The sequence below is a fragment of the Leucobacter chromiireducens genome, assembly GCF_003917135.1.
Classification (GTDB): Bacteria; Actinomycetota; Actinomycetes; order Actinomycetales; family Microbacteriaceae; genus Leucobacter; species Leucobacter chromiireducens_A.
Genome location: NZ_RPDI01000003.1, coordinates 149717 through 166253, shown reverse-complemented (window position 1 = coordinate 166253; position 16537 = coordinate 149717). Strand labels below are relative to the sequence as shown.

Annotated in this window: 15 protein-coding genes; 8 read left to right on the top strand and 7 right to left on the bottom strand. The window is 69.7% G+C overall.

The window, feature by feature from the left end:
- The 5 genes from EGM46_RS02795 to EGM46_RS02775 all read left to right on the top strand — a co-directional run.
- Positions 1-775 (top strand): lyase family protein (locus tag EGM46_RS02795; RefSeq protein ID WP_241156142.1); only part of this gene is annotated, 775 nt, incomplete at its 5' end.
- Complete coding sequence (locus EGM46_RS02790) at positions 772-1554, top strand: alpha/beta fold hydrolase (protein WP_125098632.1); 783 nt, start codon at positions 772-774, stop codon at positions 1552-1554. The genes EGM46_RS02795 and EGM46_RS02790, both read left to right, overlap by 4 nt.
- Entirely contained in the window at positions 1551-1976 is a 426-nt protein-coding gene (gene pcaC, locus EGM46_RS02785) for a 4-carboxymuconolactone decarboxylase (RefSeq protein ID WP_125098631.1), read from the top strand. The genes EGM46_RS02790 and pcaC overlap by 4 nt, the downstream gene beginning before the upstream one ends.
- Before the next feature lie 17 nt (positions 1977-1993).
- Positions 1994-3025: an FUSC family protein gene (locus tag EGM46_RS02780; RefSeq protein ID WP_241156141.1), complete on the top strand. Its 1032-nt coding sequence runs from the start codon at positions 1994-1996 to the stop codon at positions 3023-3025.
- Positions 3026-3209: 184 nt separating this feature from the next.
- Positions 3210-4556: an MFS transporter gene (locus tag EGM46_RS02775; protein ID WP_125098630.1), complete on the top strand. Its 1347-nt coding sequence runs from the start codon at positions 3210-3212 to the stop codon at positions 4554-4556.
- A gap of 8 nt (positions 4557-4564) precedes the next feature.
- On the opposite strand, the gene EGM46_RS02770 is transcribed toward EGM46_RS02775, so the two are convergent.
- Together EGM46_RS02770 and EGM46_RS02765 are read right to left on the bottom strand one after the other, a co-directional pair.
- On the bottom strand, positions 4565-5533 hold the full coding sequence (locus EGM46_RS02770) for a LysR family transcriptional regulator (RefSeq protein ID WP_125098629.1): 969 nt from the start codon (positions 5531-5533) through the stop codon (positions 4565-4567).
- Positions 5530-6012: an HtaA domain-containing protein gene (locus EGM46_RS02765; protein ID WP_125098628.1), complete on the bottom strand. Its 483-nt coding sequence runs from the start codon at positions 6010-6012 to the stop codon at positions 5530-5532. The genes EGM46_RS02770 and EGM46_RS02765 overlap by 4 nt, the downstream gene beginning before the upstream one ends.
- Before the next feature lie 109 nt (positions 6013-6121).
- Here EGM46_RS02765 and EGM46_RS02760 point away from each other — a divergent pair, with 109 nt between their 5' ends.
- Positions 6122-9172 (top strand): cytochrome P450, encoded by a 3051-nt coding sequence (locus tag EGM46_RS02760; RefSeq protein ID WP_125098627.1) that lies wholly within the window; start codon positions 6122-6124, stop codon positions 9170-9172.
- On the opposite strand, the gene EGM46_RS02755 is transcribed toward EGM46_RS02760, so the two are convergent.
- Complete coding sequence (locus EGM46_RS02755; RefSeq protein ID WP_125098626.1) at positions 9159-9836, bottom strand: PadR family transcriptional regulator; 678 nt, start codon at positions 9834-9836, stop codon at positions 9159-9161. The genes EGM46_RS02760 and EGM46_RS02755 overlap by 14 nt on opposite strands.
- Before the next feature lie 146 nt (positions 9837-9982).
- On the opposite strand from EGM46_RS02755, the gene EGM46_RS02750 reads away from it, so the two are divergent.
- Together EGM46_RS02750 and EGM46_RS02745 are read left to right on the top strand one after the other, a co-directional pair.
- Complete coding sequence (locus EGM46_RS02750; RefSeq protein WP_125098625.1) at positions 9983-11179, top strand: aromatic ring-hydroxylating dioxygenase subunit alpha; 1197 nt, start codon at positions 9983-9985, stop codon at positions 11177-11179.
- Positions 11172-12209, top strand: a complete 1038-nt coding sequence (locus tag EGM46_RS02745; RefSeq protein WP_125098624.1) for a PDR/VanB family oxidoreductase — start codon at positions 11172-11174, stop codon at positions 12207-12209. Before EGM46_RS02750 ends, EGM46_RS02745 begins: the two co-directional genes overlap by 8 nt.
- A 60-nt stretch (positions 12210-12269) precedes the next feature.
- Here EGM46_RS02745 and EGM46_RS02740 read toward each other — a convergent pair whose 3' ends face one another.
- From EGM46_RS02740 to EGM46_RS02725, 4 genes are all read right to left on the bottom strand, one after another.
- A complete protein-coding gene (locus EGM46_RS02740) occupies positions 12270-13856 on the bottom strand; it encodes an acyl-CoA synthetase (RefSeq protein WP_125098623.1) in 1587 nt (528 codons plus the stop codon).
- 76 nt (positions 13857-13932) lie between these two features.
- Complete coding sequence (locus tag EGM46_RS02735) at positions 13933-14385, bottom strand: MaoC family dehydratase (RefSeq protein WP_125098622.1); 453 nt, start codon at positions 14383-14385, stop codon at positions 13933-13935.
- A 37-nt stretch (positions 14386-14422) separates the two neighbouring features.
- The gene (locus EGM46_RS02730; RefSeq protein WP_125098621.1) at positions 14423-15631 is read right to left on the bottom strand and encodes an acyl-CoA dehydrogenase family protein; all 1209 of its coding nucleotides are present in this window, start codon (positions 15629-15631) and stop codon (positions 14423-14425) included.
- Complete coding sequence (locus EGM46_RS02725; protein ID WP_125098620.1) at positions 15628-16521, bottom strand: amidohydrolase family protein; 894 nt, start codon at positions 16519-16521, stop codon at positions 15628-15630. The genes EGM46_RS02730 and EGM46_RS02725 overlap by 4 nt, the downstream gene beginning before the upstream one ends.
- Between the last annotated feature and the right edge of the window lie 16 nt (positions 16522-16537).

Here is a 16537-nt window from a genome sequence, read left to right as displayed (position 1 = left end):
CGGCGGCGCGGGCGGCACGCTCGCCTCCTTCGTCGAGATCGGCGGGCCGGAGCGGGCGGCCGCCCTCCCCGCCGCGTACGCCGCAGAGCTCGGGCTCGCCGTGCCCGCTGCGCCCTGGCACACGACGCGCTGGCCCGTGACCGAGCTCGGCGACGCGCTCGTGCAGGCGGGTGCCGCGCTCGGGGTGATCGCGGCTGACGTCGCGACCCTCAGCCGCACCGAGATCGGCGAGCTCGCCGAGGGCACGGGCGGCGGCTCCTCCGCGATGCCCCAGAAGCGCAACCCCGCGCACTCGGTACTGATCCGTTCGGCGGCGATCCGCGCCCCGCACCTGGGGGCGACGCTCCACGCCGCCGCCGGTCTCGCCGTCGACGAGCGCCCCGACGGGGCGTGGCACGCCGAGTGGCCGGCGCTGCGCGAACTGCTGCGGCTCGCCCGCGGCGCGGCGGCGCACGCCGCATCCCTCAGCGCGGGGCTTCGCGCGGACGCGGCCGCCGCCGCACGAAACCTCGCGCTCACCGACGGGCTCATCGTCGCCGAGCGGATCGCGATCGTGCTCGGCCCGGTTCTCGGGGCCGCGCGTGTGCGCGAGATCGTCGCGGCGGCCGGGCAGGGCGCAGGGCTCGCCGAGCTGCTCCGCGCCGAGCCGGCGCTCGCCGCAGCGGGCATCGACGTCGCCGCGCTGCTCGACCCCGCACACTACACCGGACTCGCGGGGCGGCTCGTCGACGCCGCAACCGAGTCCGCACGCACGCACCCGGAGGACCCAGCATGACCCTGCCAGATATCTCGCTCACCGAGCCCGTCGGCCCAGCCGGCGCGCCCCTGCTGGTGCTGGCGCACTCGCTCGGCACCGGCCCACTGATCTGGGAACCGACGATTCCGGCGCTCGCCGCAGCGTACCGAGTCACGGCGCTCAGCCTGCCCGGTCACGACGCCGCGCCGGTGCCGACCCAGCCCTTCACGATGGTCGAACTCGCCGACGCGGTCGCTGCCAGGGTCCGCGATCTCGCGGGCGGCGGCGACGCGCTCTTCGCCGGGGTTTCGATCGGTGGCGCGCTGGCGCTCACGCTCGCGCTGCACCACCCCGAGACGTTCAGCGCGGTCGCGAGCCTGGCCTCCGCCGCGTCGCTCGGAGACCGCGAACACTGGGCCGCGCGTGCCGCCCTCGTGCGCGAGCAGTCCACCTCGGTGCTCGTCGCGGCGTCGGCGAAGAGCTGGTTCGCGCCCGAGTCGATCGCGCGCGAACCGGAACTGACCGGGCGGATCCTGCGCGTGCTGCAGAACACCTCCGATGAGGGCTACGCGCGCTGCGCTGAGGCGCTCGCCAGCCACGATCTGCGCGACCGCCTCGGGCAGATCCGGATCCCGGTGCTCGCCCTCGGTGGTGAGCACGACACCGTCGCCCCGCCTGAGCGGCAGGCCGAGATCGTTGCGGGCGTGCCGGACGCGCGCTCCGTGATCATCGCCGGCGCGGCCCATCAGCCGCCCGCGGAGCAGGGGGAGGCGGTCGCCGCCGCGCTGCTCGATTTCTTCGGCGGGATCGCGCGATGAGCGCCGTGGACGCCGAACCGGGCGGCGCCCGGGAGGGGCTCAGCGACCGCGAGCGGGTCGAGCGGGGCATGGTGGTGCGCCGCGAGGTGCTCTCTGACGCGCACGTTGACCGGGCGATCGCCGGCACCACCGACTTCACCGCGGACTTCCAGGACTTCATCACCCGCACCGCCTGGGGCGATATCTGGTCGCGGCCGGGGCTCGACCGCCGCTCGCGCTCGGTCGCGGTGCTCACCGCGATGATCGCGCTCGGACACCACGAGGAATTCGAGATGCACGTGCGCGCCGCGCGCCGCAACGGCCTCACGGTCGCCGAAATCACAGAAGTGATCCTGCAGGCCGGCCTCTACTGCGGCGTGCCGGCCGCGAACACCGCGTTCAAGCTCGCGCAGCGTGTGCTCGCGGATCTGGGAGAGGCGTAGCGCGTATTCTTGACGCTGTGAGACGCGAGTTCCTGAGCCTGTTCAGACTCCCGCCAGCACCGGCTCCGCGCCGCATGATCGCGGTGCGCGCCGCAGCATCGCTCGGTGTGCCGCTCGCCCTGCTCACGCTGCTCGGCCGCGAGGACCTCGGCCTGCAGGCGGCGGTCGGCGCCTTCCTCGCGCTGTTCGCCGCGGGGGCATCCGCGCGCGAGCGCGCGAGGGTGCTGCCGATTGTCGGGGCCGGACTGTTCGGCGCTGCCGCGCTCGGCGTGGCGCTCGCCCCGTGGCCCGTGTGGCTCGCGGTCGGCCTCGTCGGCGTCGCGGTCGTGGCGAGCGGCCTCGCGTTCGCGTTCAGGCTCGGGCCGCCCGGCCCCGTGTTCTTCGTGCTGATCTTCGGGCTCTCCGGCATGATGACGGCGGTGCGGGATGGGGAGCGCGTCAACGCGCCGGCGTCGGTGCTGCTGACGATGCTCGCCGGCATGGTGTTCTCGTACCTGGTCGCGCTGATGCCCCTGCTGCGCCGAGCGGAGCGCGCACGGCAGGCGCGGCCGTTGCGCGAGCTGCTGCCTGGCCCCTGGCTCGGGGCGGGCGAACAGGAGCTGCTCCTGCGCGTCGCGGTGGTCGCGGTGGCTGGCACCGTGATCAGCCTGGTGTGGCTCGACCCGCACCGCGCGTACTGGACCGTGTCGGCCGGCGTTGCGGTGGTCGGGCTGACCGCGGGGCGTCGTCACGCGCTCGGGCGCGGGCTGCACCGCACCGCCGGCACGCTGCTCGGGGCGGCGGTCTACCTCGTCCTCGCCCCGCTTGGCGCGCAGCCGCTCGTGCTCGTGCTGCTGCTCACCACCCTGCAGTTCGCGATCGAGGTCGTCGTGGTGCGCAACTACGCGCTGGCGCTCGTGTGCATCACACCGCTCGTGCTGCTGATCACCGGCGCTGCTGCCGGCGGCGACCCGTTCTCCTCGGCGGGTGAGCGGGTCCTCGACACGGTGGTGGGCTCGGCGCTCGCGATCGGTTCGGCGCTGCTGCACCGGCGGGGCGCACGGGCATAGCCGGGCCGAACGCACGGCGCGCCCCCGCCGGCCCACATTCTTCGGTTTTCCCGAATGAGTTATGCAATCCAGTCCGTTTGACCCGTGCATGTCCCGGCGCGCAGGATGGTGCGTGCGCCCCAGCCGGGCGCACCCGCGGCGCGCTGGATGGAGCGCCGCGCACCGTCCGGACAAAGGAGTCTGCATGTCATCCGCACCCGTCACGAGCGGCCGCAAGGAGAGCCGCCGCGTCGCTCTCGCGACGATGGTCGGCACCACCATTGAGTGGTACGACTTCTTCATCTACGCGAACACCGCTGCCCTCGTGTTCGCCCAGCTCTTCTTCGAACCGCTCGGTGCGCAGGCGGCACTGCTGCTCTCGTTCGCGACGATCGGCATCAGCTTCCTGTTCCGCCCGCTCGGCGCGATCGTCGCCGGCCACCTGGGCGACCGCCTCGGTCGGCGCTCAATGCTCGTGCTGACCCTGATCCTCATGGGCGCGGCGACCACGCTGATCGGCGTGCTCCCCACCTTCGAGCAGGCGGGCATCATCGCCCCGATCATGCTCGTGTTCCTGCGCATTCTGCAGGGCTTCTCGGCAGGCGGCGAGTGGGGCGGTGCTGCGCTCATGGCCGTGGAGCACGCGCCGGCGGACAAGCGTGGCCTCTTCGGCTCGGCGCCGCAGCTCGGCGTGCCGTTCGGCATGCTGCTCGCGTCCGGTGTGCTGGCACTCACCACCGCGGCATTCGGACCGGAGAAGTTCCTGGAGTTCGGCTGGCGCATCCCGTTCCTGCTGAGCATCGTGATGCTCATCGTCGGCTTCATGATCCGCCGCTCTGTTGAGGAGAGCCCGGTGTTCACGGAGCTGCAGCAGCAGAAGTCGCGCTCCCGCATGCCGCTCGTCGAACTGCTGCGGAAGCACTGGTGGCTGGTCCTCCTCGCCGCGCTGACGTTCGCGGGCAACAACGCCGCCGGCTACATGTCGACGGGCGGGTATGTGCTGTCGTACGCGACCACGGTGCACGGAATGGATCGCTCGGCGGTGCTCGCCTGCGTGACGCTCGCCTCCGCAGTGTGGGCGGGCACGACCCTGCTGGGCGGCTGGCTCTCCGACCGCTGGCAGAGCCGCCGCAAGGTGTACATCGTCGGCTATCTGCTGCAGATCCTCTGGGCATTCCCCCTGTTCCTGCTCGTTGACATGCAGCTCGTGGTCATGATCGCGATCTCGCTTTCTGCCTGGATGCTCTCCACCGGCCTCACCTACGGGCCGCAGGCTGCGTACTTCGCCGAGATTTTCCCGTCGCGCGTGCGCTACTCAGGGGTGTCGCTCTCCTATGCGCTCGGCGCGATCCTCGGTGGCGCGTTCGCCCCGACGATCGCGACGTGGCTGCAGCAGTCGACGGGCTGGATCGGCTCGGTGTCGATCTACCTCGCCCTGATGGCGGTCGTCTCGCTTGTCGCGGTGCTCGTCATTCGGGATCGCTGGGGTACGCCGCTCATTGAGCGCGCGGCGGAGCAGGATACTGCCGCCGAGCTGGCCGAGACCCACTGAGCGGGCGACTACGTCGCCAGGTCGGCGGCGTCCACGGCAGGTGCCGGGACGCCGCCGCTGCCGCCCCAGTCCACCTGGCGCGCGAACTCGAGGAGCGCGCGCGTGCGGGCGGGGAGGGGACGATCCGGCGACCAGATCACCTCGATGGCAACGGGGGACACGGGCGGGTCGATCCGCTTGGTGACCAGCGGAAATCCTTCGTAGCTCGCCGGGTTGGCGATCCGCGACACGAGGATGCCGTAGCCGAGGCCGCGCGCAACGAGCGTGCGCACCACCTCGTAGCTCGCGGTGCGGTGCCGCACGCGCGGGCGCAGCCCGCGCTCGGCGAACACGGTGAGCGTGTGCTCGCTCGACGGCGGGGAATCGAGCAGGATCAGGTCTTCGTCGATCACGTCTTCGAGGCGCACCGCCGGCTGATCGGCGAGCCGATGGTTCGCGGGGAGCACCACGTGCGCCGGCAGCTCAAACAGTCGGCTGCGCGCGGGAGTGCCAGCGACCAGCATGTCGTACACGAACGCGAGATCGACGCGCCCCGAGGCGAGCGCGCTCGCGAGCTGATCCTGCGTCGCCTCGAGGATAGAGAGCTCGACCCCCGGGTGGAGGCTGGTGAAGTCCTGGAGGAGCGGCGGCAGGATGATGGGCGCCAGCGTGGGGTAGCAGCCGATCACGATCGGGCCGCTGAGCACGTCGGCGCGGCTGCCCATGGTGCGCGAAAGCTCGTCGGCCTCCGTGAGCATCTGCCGCGCGTGGCGCATGAGCTGCTGCCCCGCGGGGGTCAGCGTGAGCCCGTGCGCGCGGCGGCGGATGCACAGCCGCTCGCCGACGATCGACTCGAGCTCGGTGATCGCGTCGGACATCGCCGACGGGGAGACGTGCAGTTCGTCGGCGGCGCCCGTGATGGTGCCCTCCTCGGCCGCGGCAACGAAGTACGCGAGCTGCTTCAGCGTGAACGGCGGGATGCTGGATCGGGTGCTCATGGGCGGCCTGCCGCCGTGCGGACCTCGAAGTCGTCGAGCTCCGTGCCAGCGGTGTACGGGCCCGAGAAGAAGAGGTCGGCGCCCGCCTCCGTGAGCCGGAGCCCCGTGCCGCGCCGCCCGCCATCTCGGGTCTGCGTGAGCTCAGCGATGGCAGCGAAGGGGAGGCGTCCGCCCGCTTCGTGCGGATCGGCGATCGTCAGCGTCCAGCCGCCAGCGGTCTCCTCGAGCGCGGGGTCCGCGAAGACGAGACGCAGCATCCCCGCGTGGCCACTGAGCGTCACCGTGCCGCGAAACTGCAGCGGCGTGGCGGATCCCGACTCCGGGAAGACGAACGTATCGCCGTCGGCGAGTGCGGGGGCCTCGACCGTGGCGCTGCCGTCCGACATGTCGGTGACGTAGGCGACGAGCGAGGCTTTCACGCCCCAGCGGAGACTTCGGGGGGACTCGGGGCTGGGCGGCGACGACGGTGTGCGATCCATAATCCGATAGTACCGAATTAACTCTGAAAGATATTGCGCTTTTCCTGAACTTATTTTCCCCGCATACTCGGGTCAAACAGGAATGAAGCACTACACACAAGGACGTGACATGACTGGTATCGAGGCGCCGATTGCCGACTGGGTAACGATCCCGGATCTCTACCGCGACCCCTTCCCCATCTACGAGCGACTCCGCGCAGCGGGCGGAGTGCACTGGGTCCCCCAGGTGAACCGGTATCTCGTCACCTCCTATGCCGCGGTGCACCAGACCGAGCTCACCCCGGAGGTGTTCTCAGCAAACGAGCGCGACTCCCTGCAGATCCGCGCCATGGGGCACTCCATGCTGCGCCGCGACGACCCCGAGCACTACCTCGAGCGCAAGGCCTGGCAGCCAGCGCTCCGGCCAGGCGTGGTGAAGCGCGTCTGGACCGACATGTTCCGCAGCACCGCCGAGCACTACCTCGCCGAGCTCACAGAGAAGGGGCCGGGCGCGGATCTGATCTGGGACTTCGCCGCCCCCTACGCGGCCGAGACCCTGCGCAACGTGATCGGGCTCTACAACGCCACGCAGGAGGACCTGCAACGCTGGTCCCAGACGATGATCGACGCGACGGGCAACTATGCTGACGACCCAGAGGTGTGGGCGCGCGGCAAGCAGTCGTTTGACGAGGTGGACGCCGTGCTCGACGAGATGCTCGCGTGGCATCAGAAGCACCCCGACAACTCCCTCCTCTCATCGCTGCTGCGCATCCCCGACTACGAGATGCCGCTCGAGCGCATTCGCGCAAACGTGAAGATGACGATCGGCGGCGGGCTCAACGAGCCCCGCGACGCGCTCGGCGTCACGGCCTGGGCGCTCCTCACGCACCCGGAGCAGCGCGCGGCAGTCGCCGCGGATCGCTCGCTGTGGGCGACCGCGCTCGACGAGTCGCTGCGCTGGGTGGCGCCCATCGGGCTGTACTCCAGGCAGACCACTCGCGAGGTCGAGCTCGCCGGCGTGCGCCTCCCCGCGGGGGCGAAGCTCGGGATCTGCGTGATCTCAGCGAACCGAGACGAGCAGATCTGGGATCGGGCCGACGAGTTCGACCTGCGCCGCGAATCGAAGCCGCACCTGGCCTTCAGTAAAGGCGTGCACGTGTGCCTGGGGGCCTGGGTGGCACGCGCGCAGGTGGCAGATGTGGGGCTTCCGCTGCTCTTTGACACGCTCGAGGGGCTGCGTGTCATCCCGGAGAACCCGCCGGAGATCGGCGGCTGGGTATTCCGCGGCATGACCAAGCTTCCCGTCAGCTGGGACGCGGTGCGCGGCACCCGATCGGCAACCGCGCCGATCGGGGAGGCACAGCCGGCACCCGTCGCGGACGCACCGGAAACGCCAGCTCCACGAATCGCGATCGTCGGATCCGGGCCTGCGGGGAGCTTCTCGGCGCAGGCGCTGCGTCGCACCTTCCCCGCTGCGCCCATCGAGGTGTTCGACGATCTCCCGACGCCGTACGGGCTGGTCCGTTACGGTGTTGCCGCGGACCACCAGGGCACCAAAACGGTGACGCGGCAGTTCGATCGCCTGTTCCTCGGCGAAAACGTGCGGTTCACCGGGGACACCAGGCTCGGGCGGGACATCACGCTGGCTGAGCTGCGATCCCAGTGCGACGTGGTGGTGCTCGCCACAGGGCTGCGTCAGGACCGTGCTCTCCCGGTGCCCGGCGGCAGCCTGGCGGGGGTACGCGGCGCCGGCACGGTCACCCGCGTGCTCAACCAGCACCCGGACGAGCCGGCCCAGCCCCCGCTGGGGGCGGACGTCGCGGTGCTCGGGCACGGGAACGTCGCAATGGACATCGTGCGGTTGCTCGCGAGGGATCCGGCGGAGTTTGCGGGATCCGACATTGATGACGCCTCGCGCGGGGCACTCGTGGACGCCGTCCGCACGATTCACGTGATCGGCCGGAGCGAGGTGAGCGCCGCGAAGTTCGACCCCGTGATGGTGCGCGAACTCGCGGGACTCGCGGGGGTGACGCACACCGTGCACGGCGCCGACGGGCTTCCTGAACAGTCGCGAGACGCGCGGGTTGACGCGGTGCGCGAACTGATCGCGGCGGGCGTCGATGGGCTGGCCCCGGACGCACCCCGTGTGCGCATCGAGTGGTGGTTTGGCGCGACGCCGGTGCGCATCGAGGGGTCCGAACGGGTGACCGGGGTCGCGATCGAGCGCATGGGCGACGCGAACGCCGGGCCGCTCGTCATCCCGGTCGACGATGTGATCACCGCGATCGGATTCGAGGCGAGCGAGGATACCCCGGTCGCCGCCGGCGCGCACCCGGATGGGCGGGTGGAGCCGGGGCTCTACACCGCGGGGTGGCTGCGGCGTGGGCCGCGCGGGACGATCCCGGATCAGCGCGCCGACGCGCGCGACCTCGCGCTGACCGTCGCCGCGGACCTCGCCGCCGGGGCGATCACCGTGCGCGGTGACCGCGCCACCGAGGGCGCCGCCGCGTCACTCGCCCGGGCGCGGGCTGCGGGAACCGACTTCGACGGGTGGCGTCGCATTGACGTCAGGGAACGCCTGACGGCTGCCCCGGGGCGCGAGCGCGCCAAGCTCGCCACCCGGGAGGAGATGCGCGCCGCGGCGGCGGACCGCACGCTCGAGCTGCCCCCCGCGCCGCAGGGAGAGGTCGACGCGCTCGCCGCAGGGGTCCCGCTCACCGTGCTCTACGGCACCGAATCGGGCGGGGCGGAGCTGGTGTCCGAAGAGCTCGCACAGCTGTTGGGTGCCGCGCCCGGCGCCGACGTTCGAGTGTGCGACCTGGCGAACACCACGCCAGCGGATCTTGACGCAGACCGCATGCATCTGCTCGTCTGCGCCACCTACGGAGATGGCGAGGTGCCCACCTCGGCGCGGCCGTTCCACCGGGCGCTCGTGGCGGAACGGCCGGATCTCGCCGGGGTCCGCTACGCCGTGTTCGGGATGGGCGATCGCAGCTACGAGGCGACGTACTCGCGGGGCAGCGAACTCGTCGATGAGGCGCTGACCGCCTGCGGGGCGACGCGCGTTGGTGAGTACGGGAGGCACGACGCTGGCGGCCCGCTCGCGGTGACCGAGGCGGCTCGTGAGTGGGTGTCCGGGGTGCTCGCGGAGGTGGCGGCGACCGCGCTCACGCAGCGCTGACGGGACCTCCGCCCCGGGGCGCGCCAGGCGCATCGCGGGCGCCAGCGGCCCCGGGCTCGACGGGCGTCCCGGGGCCGTCGAACGGGCCGAGCGTCGCGAGCAGCTCGAGGCCGCGTTCGGCCCACGCGATCTCGGCGTTCGCGCGTGTGATTTTTCCCTCGTAGGCGAAGAGTTTGAACGCTGCAATGCGATCCCACTCTGACTCACGTGTAACCTGCAGGCGTCGGGCGAGGGTCGCGCTGCTGCGCTCGCGAATCTCGCGTGCCTGCTGCTCCGCTGCCGCGCGCGCCTCCGTGTAGAAGGCAATGTGCTCCCGGAGCCGCTCGGCCGCGGTCTCGTGCGAGCCCCACTCAAAGTACGCCGCGATGAGGTGGGGCTGATCCCGCTCTGGCGCGTACCCGAGCGGGCTGGCCTGCCACTCGCACAGCGCTGCTCGGCCTGCGTCGGTGAGCTCATACCGGGTCTTGGTGGCCTGTTTGCGTCCCCAGGGAACCTCGGTTGCGGAGAGGAGCCCCTCTGCCTGCATCTTGCGGAGCTCGGGGTAGATCTGGGAGTCGGGCGCGTGCCACAGATGGCCAACGGAGCTGCGGAAGTGCTTCACGGCGTCGTAGCCGGTGAGCGGGCCGCCGGAAATGAGGGCGAGCAGGGCGGAGCGCAGACTCATGGGCGATCCTCCTGGCGTTCTCGTGTGGTGTCTTGGCAAGGCTACCCGGTGCGGGTAGAGTATGCCGAGAGAACTAACTATGTAGATAGTTAGTTTGGCTCGGTGTTCCACACACCGGCACGCTGACGGACACAAAGGAGTGCACCATGCTTGATCGCGATGTCTCAGCCACCGCGGCCCAGACCACCTCCAGCGCGAAGCTGCTGACCTACCCGCTGAACGCCTGGTATGTCGTCGCCTGGGATCACGAGGTCACGGGGAAGGGGATCCTGGCGCGGACCATCGCCGGCCGCCCGCTCGCCCTGTACCGCACGCAGGATGGGACCCCCGTTGCGCTCGCCGACGCCTGCTGGCACCGGCTGGCCCCGCTCTCGCAGGGGAAACTCGTCGGTACCGACGAGATCCAGTGCCCGTACCACGGCATCCGCTACAACCCGGCAGGGCGCTGCACGTCGATGCCAGCGCAGGAGACGCTGAACCCCTCCGCGCTGGTGCCGTCGTTCCCCATCGTCGAGCGCTACCGGTACCTCTGGGTCTGGCTCGGCGATCCGACGCTCGCCGACCCTGCGACGATTCCCGACATGCACCAGCTCGACTCAACCGAGTGGGCAGGCGACGGCGAGACGATCTACGCGCCGTGTAATTACCAGCTCGTCCTCGACAACCTGATGGACCTCACGCATGAGGAGTTCGTCCACTCGTCGTCGATCGGGCAGGAGGAGCTCAGCGAGTCGGAGTTCCAGGTGAGCCACGACGGCAGCACCGTCACCGTGAGCCGCTGGATGCTCGGGATCGATGCGCCCCCGTTCTGGCTGAAGAACATGCGCGACAAGTTCCCCGGATTCTCCGGCAAAGTCGACCGCTGGCAGATCATCCACTACACGTTCCCCTCGACGATCTGCATCGACGTTGGGGTCGCCGAGGCGGGCACTGGAGCCCCGGAGGGCGACCGATCGCGCGGCGTGAACGGCTATGTGATGAACACGATTAGTCCAGAGGAGGATCGCAGCTGCCACTACTTCTGGGCGTTCATGCGCAACTATCGGCTTGACAGTCAACTCATCACGACACAGCTGCGCAACGGCGTTCACGGCGTGTTCGGCGAAGACGAGGCGATGCTGAAGGCCCAGCAGGACGCGATCGATGCAAATCCCGACTACGAGTTCTACAACCTCAACATCGACGCTGGCGGCATGTGGGTGCGGCGCCTCCTCGAGCGCGCGCTCGAAGCTGAGGGGCGCGGGCCGGCCGCGGCCCCGCTCGCGCCGGTCGGCACCGGATCCGACTATCGGCTCACGCCCTCGGCGGCGCGCGCGGCGATGGCGGAGGCAGCGCGTGGTTGACAAGCAACTGGACTGGCAGACAGCGCGCGTCGTCGCATGCGGCGAGGTCGCAACTGGGATCCTGCGCATCGAACTCGCGCTCGAACGCCCCGCGCCCGCGCGGCCGGGCACGCACATCGACGTCGAGGTGCAGCTCCCCGACGGTCGCACCGATGTGCGCTCGTACTCGATCGTCGGCGCGAGTGAACGCGGCGACCGGATTGCGATCAGTGTGTTCCGCGCCCCCACGTCCCGGGGCGGCTCGCGCTACATGCACGGGCTCCGGCCAGGAGACGAGATCGCCGCAACCGCGCCCGTGCAGGACTTCCCGCTGAGAATCGGCGCACCGGCCTACGTGCTCGTTGCTGGCGGGATCGGGATCACCGCGATCCGTGGCATGGCATCGCTCCTGCGGCGGCTCGGGGCAGACTACGAGATCCACTACGTCGGGGCATCCGCTGAGCGCATGGCCTACCTGAAGGAGATGCGGGAGGCGCACGGTGCGCGGCTCATCGAGCACATCACCGACGTGCACGGCCGGATGAGCGTCGAAGCGCTCGTGGCCCAGGTTCCCGCCACTGCGGAGCTCTACATGTGCGGGCCCATCCGGCTGATGGAGGCCATACGCCGAGCGTGGGTGAGCGGCGAGCGAGACATCACCGCGCTGCGCTACGAAACCTTTGGAAACTCCGGGTGGCACGAGGCTGAGCCGTTCGAGGTCGCGGTGCCGCAGTACGACGTGACGGTTGAGGTGCAGCCGAACGAATCAATGCTCGAGGCGCTCGAACGGGCGGGTGTCGACATGATGTTCGACTGCCGGCGCGGAGAGTGCGGGCTCTGCGAGGTGCGGATCCTCGATCTCGATGGGCGCGTCGATCACCGCGACGTGTTCTATTCGGAACGGCAGAAGGCGCCGAACTCGAAGATGTGCGGGTGCGTCTCGCGTGTCATCGCGGGGGAGCCGGGAGCATCGTCCGCGGAAACTGAGACGCTGGCCGCGGGCTACCGGCCAACGGGCAAGCGCGCGCGGGTGGTCGTTTCCGTCAGCTAGCCGGTGACCCCGGTGGAGAGGCGGTGCGGGAATTCGCTCCTCCACCCCCCCGCAGCCGTCTCACTGCCGGTACTGCTCGCGCAGATCGGCTTTCCTGATCTTGCCTGAGGCGGTGCGCGGGAACTCATCGATCACGATCACGCGCTTCGGGAGCTTGTATCGCGCGAGCTTCCCGTCGAGCGCTGCGCGCACCGCGTCGGTCGCGGCGATGGCAGGGTCGGTGCCGGGAGCGAGCGTCAGCACGGCCCACGGGACCTCGCCCCACTGCTCGTCTGGCACGCCGATTACCGCGGCACCGGAGACCCCTGCGATGCTGTTGAGCTGGTCTTCGATTTCCGCCGGGTAGATGTTCTCACCGCCGGAGATGATCATGTCCTTCAGGCGGTCAGCAATGAAGAGGTACCCGTCCTCATCGAGATACCCGAGGTCGCCCGAGCGGAACCAGCCGTCGGGGGTGAACGCGTGCGCCGTTGCCTCGCTGAGCCCGTGGTATCCGAGGAACACATTGGGACCGCGCACCTCGATCTCGCCCACCGTGCCGCGCGGCACCATCATCCTCGGTGCGGAATCAGTGTCTGGTGTCGCGGCGCGGTCGCCGTCTGGGGTCTCCGCCTGTGTCGCGATCCGCACCTCGGTGAAGAAGTGGGGGAGTCCGACGCTTCCCTGTTTCGCACGCGTCATCGCGGGGGCGAGGCTCGTCGCACCAGGGGAGGTCTCGGTCATGCCGTACCCTTGCGAGAACGAGAGGCCGCGCGCCTCAAACGCGGTGAGGATGCGGCTCGGCACCGCGGAACCACCGCAGGTGAGCTTCGCGAGTGAGGAAATATCGGTGCTTGCCCAGTTCGGGTGATCGGCGAGGAGCTGGTAGGTGGTCGGCACACCACTGAGCATGGTAACGCCGTAGCACTCGATGAGTTCGAGCACTCTGCCGGCTTCAAAGCCGCGTTCGAGCACGATCGTGCCGCCCTTGAGGAGCACGGGCAGCGCCCCCATCCCGAGCGCCGCAGCGTGGAAGAGCGGCGAGATCATGAGCGCGACGTCGCTCGACACGATGTCGTAGTCGATGACCGTGTTGATCGACACCCAAGTGAGGTTGCCGTGGCTGAGGACGGCGCCCTTCGCCTTGCCCGTCGTGCCCGAGGTGTAGAGGATCGCGGCGGGATCGTCGAGTGTGACGGCAGCGTCGACGTGACCGCCGATGCTCGCCTCGAGCAGCCGCGACAGGCTGCGTGCTTCCGGGTGGTCCTCGTGCCCGAGCTGGAACCGGTGCGCGATGCCGAGCTCGGCAGCGATGGGGCTCAGGAGCTCGGTGAACTCGGGTCCGTTGATCACCGCTCGCGCGCCTGAGTCGCCGAGCACGTGCGCGATCTCTGGCGGAGCGAGCCGAGTGTTCACCGGCACAAATACTGCCCCCAGTTGCGCGCACGCGAACAGTGCGGAGAGGAACTCCGGGCTGTTCTCGCCGAGGTACGCGACGGCCTCTCCTGGTCGGATACCGTGCTGCCAGAGCACCCCGGCGAGCGCGTCGGTGCGGTCGGCGAGCTCACGGTAGCTCACCTCCTCGCCGTCGCCATGGATCAGCGCGACCTTGTCCGGGGTCTTCTGCTTGCGCGTGGTGAGCCAAGTGCCAAGTCCGTGGTTGTGCATAGTCTTCTCTTCATTGAGGAATGCTGGTGTGATGCTGGGTGGGGGGGGTGAGGGCGGTGGCGTACCGCCCTCACTGCTACGCGTAGAAGCGGTAGATGCCGCGCGCGACGAGCGCCGGCTTCGCGCCGCCCTCGACCTCGATGACCTGATCGACGGCGAACTGGTAGCCACCCGGCACCTCGGTCACCTCTGCGATCACCGCGGTCATGCGCACCCGTGCCCCCACCTTGACCGGTGTGATGAAGCGTACCTTGTCGAGGCCGTAGTTCACCTTCGTCGTGACGCCATCGAGTTCGAAGAGCTCCGTCCAGAACTTCGTCGCGAGTGACAGCGAGAGAAAGCCGTGCGCGATTGGGCCACCGAACGGGCCGGTTGCTGCGCGCTCCGGGTCGACGTGGATCCACTGCTGATCGTCGACGGCGTCGGCGAAGAGGTTCACGCGATCCTGCGTCACCTCGAGCCACTCGGTGGTTCCGAGGTCGGTTCCCGTGAGGCTGAGTGCGTCGGCGTATGCGGCTGTCGTGGTCATGGCTACTCCTGTTGGGTGATGGTGGTTCTGTGTGTGGTCAGGCGAACGCCGAGGCGCCGGTGAGCGCACGCCCGACGATCAGTGAGGTGATCTCGTGGGTGCCCTCGTACGAATACACGGCCTCGGCGTCGGCGAAGAATCTTGCGGCGTCATGCTCGAGCAGGATCCCGTTGCCGCCAGCGATCTCTCGGCCGAGCGCGACGGTTTCCCGTGCGTGCAGCGCCGTCCACATCTTGGCGAGCGATGAGTTCTCGTCCCGCCGTGTTCCGCGATCCTGATGGATCGAGAGCTGCACGACGAGACCGAGCGATGCGGTGAGGTTGCCGAGCATCCGCGCGAGCTTCTCCTGGATGAGCTGGAACCCGCCGATGGGGCGCCCAAACTGTTCGCGGGAACCGGTGTACGCGAGTGCGGCGTCGAGGGCCCCGGCCTGCAAGCCGGTCGCGATCCAAGCGACGTCGGATCGCATGGCCCCGAGGATCCTGGCAACGTCTCGCCACGAGTTGACCCCGTGGAGGCGACTCGACTCGGCGACGCGCACTTCGGCGAGCTCGATCGTCGAGTTCTGCATCGGGCGGAGCGCGACCTTGCCACCGAGCGTGGTGAGGTGGACGCCCGGGGCCTCGCGCGGCACGAGGAACGCTTTCACGTGTCCGTCTGCGGTGTCGCGGGCGAAGACCGCGAGCACGTCAGCGGACACTGCGCCGCCGATCCACTTTTTGGCGCCGGAGATGACCCAGTCATCGCCGGTGCGGTGCGCGGTCGTTGCGAGCCCGCCAGCGATGTCCGAGCCATGTTCCGGCTCGGTGAGCGCGAAGACTCCGCGCAGCGCGAAGCTGCGCACCTCCGGGTCGAGTTCCGCGACCTGCTCCGGGGAACCACCGAGCCGCACCGTTGTGCGAAACAGGCCGGTCTGCGCGTTCACGAGTGTGGCAACGGAGACGTCGGTGCGTGCGAGCACGTAGTTGCGGAAGCCAGAGTAGAGCGACGAGTCCGCCTCGGCCTCACTCACCCCCGCCGGTCTCGTGAGGGAGAGCGGGAGCAGCGACTCGAGGATCTCCGTCGGCATCGTCGCGGTCTCCCACGCTTCCGCCAAGTGAGGGCGCACCTGCGACGTGAGCGTCGCCTGGAGCTCGCTGAGCGCTGTCTGTGCCGCCTCGCTCAGATGGCTCTCGGCGAACCCGAGCGGATCGATGCCGATCGCGCTCGTTGCCGTGATGCTTGGTGCCCCGTGCCCCGCACTCATGAGGCACCTCCCATCCCGAGCAGGCGTGCCGCGTTGTGCTTCATGATGCCCGGCAGCGCCTCCGGCTTGAGGGAGGTTGTCTCGATGTCGCGGAGCCAGCGATCCGGGGTGATGAGCGGGAAGTCCGACCCGAAGAGCACGCGGTCCTTCAGTACGGTGCCCGCATAGCGCACCAGCTCTGCGGGGAAGTACTTCGGGCTCCAGCCCGAGAGGTCGATCCACGTGTTGTGCTTGTGCGTGGCGACCGAGAGTGCCTCCTCCTGCCAGGGCACCGACGGGTGCGCCATGACGATCTGCAGCTCGGGAAAGTCAGCTGCGACGCCGTCGAGCAGGATCGGGTTCGAGAGCCCAAGCCGCAGGCCGCGCCCGCCGGGGAGCCCAGCTCCGATGCCGGTCTGCCCGGTGTGGAAGAGTGCGATACTGCCGGCGGCCTGGAGTTCGGCATAGAGCGGGTAGAACCGTTCGTCGCTGGGATCGAAGCCCTGCACGGTCGGGTGGAACTTGAAGCCGCGCACGCCCGATTCCTCGATCAGCCGCTTCGCGTCGTCGAGCGCTGCGGTGCCGCGAAGCGGGTCGACGGAGCCGTACGGGATGAGGACGTCGCTGTGCCGCGCTGCGCCGGCAGCGATCTCGCTGCTCGGGATCGGCTCCTGCCCCAGATTGGTGCGCGCGTCGACCGTGAACACGACGGCAGCCATGTTTCTCGCTCGATAGTAGTCCGCGATCGCGTCGAGCTCCGGGCGTGGGCCGTCGGTGCGAAAGTACGCGCTCGCGGCATCGGCGAGGTCTGCGGGGAGTGACGAGTGATCGTGCGCTCCGATCTCAATGTGGACGTGGGTGTCGATCGCGACAATGCGGTCAAGATCGATGGTCGACTCGTAGCGTGACATGATGGCTGCCGAGGTC

What these genes read in the sequence shown, in the direction of transcription:
- EGM46_RS02790 (WP_125098632.1), top strand. Translation starts at nt 772, where the DNA reads ATGACCCTGCCAGATATCTCGCTCACCGAGCCCGTCGGCCCAGCCGGC.
- pcaC (WP_125098631.1), top strand. Translation starts at nt 1,551, where the DNA reads ATGAGCGCCGTGGACGCCGAACCGGGCGGCGCCCGGGAGGGGCTCAGC.
- EGM46_RS02775 (WP_125098630.1), top strand. Translation starts at nt 3,210, where the DNA reads ATGTCATCCGCACCCGTCACGAGCGGCCGCAAGGAGAGCCGCCGCGTC.
- EGM46_RS02770 (WP_125098629.1), bottom strand. Translation starts at nt 5,533, where the DNA reads ATGAGCACCCGATCCAGCATCCCGCCGTTCACGCTGAAGCAGCTCGCG.
- EGM46_RS02765 (WP_125098628.1), bottom strand. Translation starts at nt 6,012, where the DNA reads ATGGATCGCACACCGTCGTCGCCGCCCAGCCCCGAGTCCCCCCGAAGT.
- EGM46_RS02760 (WP_125098627.1), top strand. Translation starts at nt 6,122, where the DNA reads ATGACTGGTATCGAGGCGCCGATTGCCGACTGGGTAACGATCCCGGAT.
- EGM46_RS02755 (WP_125098626.1), bottom strand. Translation starts at nt 9,836, where the DNA reads ATGAGTCTGCGCTCCGCCCTGCTCGCCCTCATTTCCGGCGGCCCGCTC.
- EGM46_RS02750 (WP_125098625.1), top strand. Translation starts at nt 9,983, where the DNA reads ATGCTTGATCGCGATGTCTCAGCCACCGCGGCCCAGACCACCTCCAGC.
- EGM46_RS02740 (WP_125098623.1), bottom strand. Translation starts at nt 13,856, where the DNA reads ATGCACAACCACGGACTTGGCACTTGGCTCACCACGCGCAAGCAGAAG.
- EGM46_RS02735 (WP_125098622.1), bottom strand. Translation starts at nt 14,385, where the DNA reads ATGACCACGACAGCCGCATACGCCGACGCACTCAGCCTCACGGGAACC.
- EGM46_RS02730 (WP_125098621.1), bottom strand. Translation starts at nt 15,631, where the DNA reads ATGAGTGCGGGGCACGGGGCACCAAGCATCACGGCAACGAGCGCGATC.
- EGM46_RS02725 (WP_125098620.1), bottom strand. Translation starts at nt 16,521, where the DNA reads ATGTCACGCTACGAGTCGACCATCGATCTTGACCGCATTGTCGCGATC.